Source organism: Mycobacterium sp. NPDC003449 (assembly GCF_053588415.1).
Genome location: NZ_JBSFPX010000334.1, coordinates 1 through 3,729 on the forward strand (window position 1 = coordinate 1; position 3,729 = coordinate 3,729).

The 3,729-nt window shown below is 65.5% G+C and carries 6 protein-coding genes; 4 read left to right on the top strand and 2 right to left on the bottom strand.

Annotation, left to right across the window (positions count from 1 at the left end; translation table 11 throughout):
- The 3 genes from ACWDTP_RS37855 to ACWDTP_RS37865 all read left to right on the top strand — a co-directional run.
- Positions 1-594 (top strand): ATP synthase beta subunit C-terminal domain-containing protein (locus ACWDTP_RS37855; RefSeq protein ID WP_450028344.1); only part of this gene is annotated, 594 nt, incomplete at its 5' end.
- Positions 595-633: 39 nt separating this feature from the next.
- Entirely contained in the window at positions 634-999 is a 366-nt protein-coding gene (locus ACWDTP_RS37860) for a F0F1 ATP synthase subunit epsilon (protein WP_450028345.1), read from the top strand.
- A gap of 7 nt (positions 1,000-1,006) precedes the next feature.
- Positions 1,007-1,453, top strand: coding sequence for a DUF2550 domain-containing protein (locus tag ACWDTP_RS37865; RefSeq protein ID WP_450028346.1), 447 nt, complete (start codon positions 1,007-1,009; stop codon positions 1,451-1,453).
- On the opposite strand, the gene ACWDTP_RS37870 is transcribed toward ACWDTP_RS37865, so the two are convergent.
- Positions 1,447-2,019, bottom strand: coding sequence for a cob(I)yrinic acid a,c-diamide adenosyltransferase (locus ACWDTP_RS37870; protein ID WP_450028347.1), 573 nt, complete (start codon positions 2,017-2,019; stop codon positions 1,447-1,449). The genes ACWDTP_RS37865 and ACWDTP_RS37870 overlap by 7 nt on opposite strands.
- Positions 2,020-2,116: 97 nt before the next feature.
- On the opposite strand from ACWDTP_RS37870, the gene murA reads away from it, so the two are divergent.
- Positions 2,117-3,373, top strand: a complete 1,257-nt coding sequence (gene murA / locus ACWDTP_RS37875; protein ID WP_450028348.1) for a UDP-N-acetylglucosamine 1-carboxyvinyltransferase — start codon at positions 2,117-2,119, stop codon at positions 3,371-3,373.
- Between the two features lie 160 nt (positions 3,374-3,533).
- On the opposite strand, the gene ACWDTP_RS37880 is transcribed toward murA, so the two are convergent.
- Positions 3,534-3,729, bottom strand: a 196-nt coding sequence (locus ACWDTP_RS37880; protein WP_450028349.1) for a hypothetical protein, incomplete at its 5' end; no start/stop codon positions are given.

Consider the following 3,729-nt stretch of genomic DNA (forward strand, 5'->3'; position numbering starts at 1 on the left):
TACCAGCCGACGCTGGCCGACGAGATGGGTGAGCTGCAGGAGCGCATCACCTCGACGCGTGGCCGCTCCATCACCTCGATGCAGGCCGTGTACGTGCCCGCCGACGACTACACCGACCCGGCACCGGCCACCACCTTCGCGCACCTGGACGCCACCACCGAGCTTTCGCGTGCGGTGTTCTCCAAGGGCATCTTCCCCGCGGTGGACCCGCTGGCCTCGTCCTCGACGATCCTGCACCCGAGCGTCGTCGGTGACGAGCACTACCGCGTCGCGCAGGAGGTCATCCGAATCCTGCAGCGCTACAAGGACCTTCAGGACCTGATCGCGATCCTCGGTATCGACGAGCTGTCCGAGGAGGACAAGGTGCTGGTCTACCGGGCCCGTAAGATCGAGCGGTTCCTCAGCCAGAACATGATGGCCGCCGAGCAGTTCACCGGCCAGCCCGGCTCTACCGTGCCGCTCAAGGAGACCGTCGAGGCCTTCGACAAGCTGGCCAAGGGGGAGTTCGACCACCTGCCCGAGCAGGCGTTCTTCCTCATCGGTGGTCTCGACGACCTGGCGAAGAAGGCCGAAAGCCTCGGCGCCAAGCTGTGATGAGCGCTGTGGCTAATCGAGTGCGAGAGGTGGTGTGACATGGCTGATTTGAACGTCGAAGTCGTCGCCGTCGAGCGTGAGCTCTGGTCCGGTCCGGCCATGTTCGTGTTCACCAGGACCACCGCCGGCGAGATCGGCATCCTGCCGCGGCATATTCCGCTGGTGGCCCAGCTGGTCGACGATGCGATGGTCCGGGTCGAGCGTGATGGCGAGGACGATCTGCGGATCGCGGTCGACGGCGGTTTCCTGTCGGTGACCGAGGAGACGGTCCGGATCCTGGTGGAGAACGCACAGTTCGAGTCCGAGATCGACGCCGACTCCGCCAAGCAGGACGCCGAGTCCGACGACGAGCAGACCGCGGCGTGGGGTCGGGCGCGGCTGCGCGCCCTCGGCCAGATCGACTAGGTTGCCGATGAGCGCGTCCATGTTGGTCATGGTCGCGCTCGTCGGTGTGCTCCTGGTGCTGGTCGGCGCCCTGTGTTACCGGCTGTGGAAACTGCGCCAGGTCGGCGGAACCGCGGCGATCCTGCGGGATTTCCCCGCGGTCGGCGGCCACGGCTGGCGCCACGGCGTCATGCGGTACCGCGGTGGTGAGGCCGGGTTCTACCGGCTGTCCAGCATCCGTTGGTGGCCGGACCGCCGGCTGAGCCGGCGAGGCCTGGAAGTGGTGTCGCGCCGTGCGCCGCGGGGCGACGAGTTCGACATCATGACCCACCAGATCGTCGTGCTCGAACTACGCGACACCAGTCCGGAACGGCGTCGCGGCTACGAGATCGCACTCGACCGCGGTGCCCTGACCGCCTTCACCTCCTGGCTGGAGTCGCGCCCGTCATCGCGGACCCGCAGGCGCAACTACTGATCCTGGCCGGGCTTCCAGAGCACGTCACCGTCCGGGTTGGCCACCCGCGACAGGATGAACAGCAGATCCGACAGCCGGTTGAGGTATTTGGCCGGCAGGACGCTGACCGAATCCCCGTGCGCTTCCACGGCAGTCCAGGCCGAACGCTCGGCGCGGCGAGTCACGGTCCGAGCGGTCTGCAGGAGCGCCGACAGGGGAGTTCCGCCGGGCAGGATGAACGAATTCAGTGCGGGCAGGCCGTCATTGAACTCATCGCACCACTTCTCCAGCCGCTCGATGTAGCCCTGCGGCACCCGCAGCGGCGGATACTCGGGGTTCTGCACCACCGGGGTGGACAGGTCGGCGCCCGCGTCGAACAGGTCGTTCTGAATCTGCCGCAATACCGCCTCGATTTGCTGGCCCGGATTCCCGAGTGCGATGGCCACCCCGATGGCGGCGTTGGCCTCGTCACAGTTGGCGTAGGCGGCCAGTCGCGCGTCGTTCTTCGACACCCGGCTGAAGTCGCTGAGCCCGGTGGTCCCGTCGTCGCCGGTACGGGTGTATATGCGGGTGAGGTGAACAGCCATGATTGAACCGTACCCGGCCTGGGCACATGACATTCGGGCCACGCGGATCTCGCCGAGCATTCTGAAACCGGACCACGGCCTGTCTACACTGACCCGCGTGAGCGAGCGTTTCGTGGTGACCGGAGGTAGCCGGTTATCAGGCGAAGTAGCCGTCGGGGGCGCGAAGAACAGCGTGCTGAAGCTGATGGCCGCTTCATTGCTGGCCGAGGGGACGAGCACGATCACCAACTGCCCCGACATCCTCGACGTTCCGTTGATGGCAGAGGTGTTGCGGGGGCTCGGTGCCACCGTGGAACTCGACGGTGCGACCGTGCGGATCACCTCCCCCGACGAGCCCAAATACGACGCCGACTTCGCCGCGGTCCGGCAGTTTCGCGCTTCGGTGTGTGTGCTGGGCCCGTTGGTCGGCCGCTGCAAGAAAGCCAAGGTCGCGCTTCCCGGGGGCGACGCGATCGGATCGCGGCCGCTGGATATGCACCAGGCGGGGCTGCGCCAGCTCGGGGCCACCTGCAATATCGAGCACGGCTGTGTGGTGGCCGAGGCCGATCACCTGCACGGCGCCGAGATCCAGCTGGAGTTCCCCTCGGTGGGGGCCACCGAGAACATCCTGATGGCTGCCGTTGTCGCCGATGGCGTTACGACGATTCACAACGCGGCCAGGGAACCCGACGTGGTCGATCTGTGCGCGATGCTCAACCAGATGGGCGCCCAGATCACCGGTGCCGGGACGCCGACGTTGACGATCACCGGCGTGGAGCGGCTCTATCCGACCGAGCACCGGGTGATCGGCGACCGGATCGTCGCGGCCACCTGGGGGATCGCCGCGGCGATGACCCGGGGGGACATCTCGGTCAGGGGGGTGGACCCGCAGCATCTGCAATTGGTGTTGCACAAGCTGCACGACGCCGGCGCGACGGTCACCCAGAACGACGACGGATTCCGGGTCGTGCAGTACGAGCGGCCGAAGGCCGTGAACGTCGCGACGCTCCCGTTCCCGGGGTTCCCCACCGACCTGCAACCGATGGCGATCGGGTTGGCCGCGGTCGCCGACGGAACGTCGATGATCACCGAGAACGTATTCGAGGCCCGATTCCGGTTCGTCGAGGAGATGATCCGGCTCGGAGCCGACGCGCGGACCGACGGGCACCACGCGGTGGTCCGCGGGATCCCGCAGCTTTCGAGTGCGCCGGTGTGGTCCTCGGACATCCGGGCCGGCGCCGGCCTGGTGCTGGCCGGTCTGGTCGCGGACGGAGACACCGAGGTCCACGACGTTTTCCACATCGATCGGGGCTACCCGTTGTTCGTGGAGAACCTGGTGAGTTTGGGTGCGGAGATCGAGAGGGTAAGCTCTTAGCAAGTGCCCGACGGACACAGCGGTCTCGACCGCGGTTGACCGGAGGGGCCGGAGATCAGGACTTGACGTCCACGCCAGATCGGTACTAGGCTGGCGGGGTTGCCTCAGACTGGATGAAACAAGCCAAAGAGTGCGACTTGACTCTCCCGCCGGAAAAGCATTAAGCTGGCGGGGTTGCCCCAAAACGGGGCGAAAATGCAGGTCTGTTGTTTGAGAACTCAATAGTGTGTTTGGTGGTTTTTGTTTGTTGTTTTTTGTCTGCCTCTTTTTCCCGTTTAGGGGTGGATGTTTTTTGATGCCAGTTTTTGGTGTCTTGTTTTTGTGATCGGATTTTTCTGATATGGCCTTTTACAGGT

Coding starts and splice junctions, on each gene's coding strand:
- ACWDTP_RS37860 (WP_450028345.1), top strand. CDS start 634: ATGGCTGATTTGAACGTCGAAGTCGTCGCCGTCGAGCGTGAGCTCTGG.
- ACWDTP_RS37865 (WP_450028346.1), top strand. CDS start 1,007: ATGAGCGCGTCCATGTTGGTCATGGTCGCGCTCGTCGGTGTGCTCCTG.
- ACWDTP_RS37870 (WP_450028347.1), bottom strand. CDS start 2,019: ATGGCTGTTCACCTCACCCGCATATACACCCGTACCGGCGACGACGGG.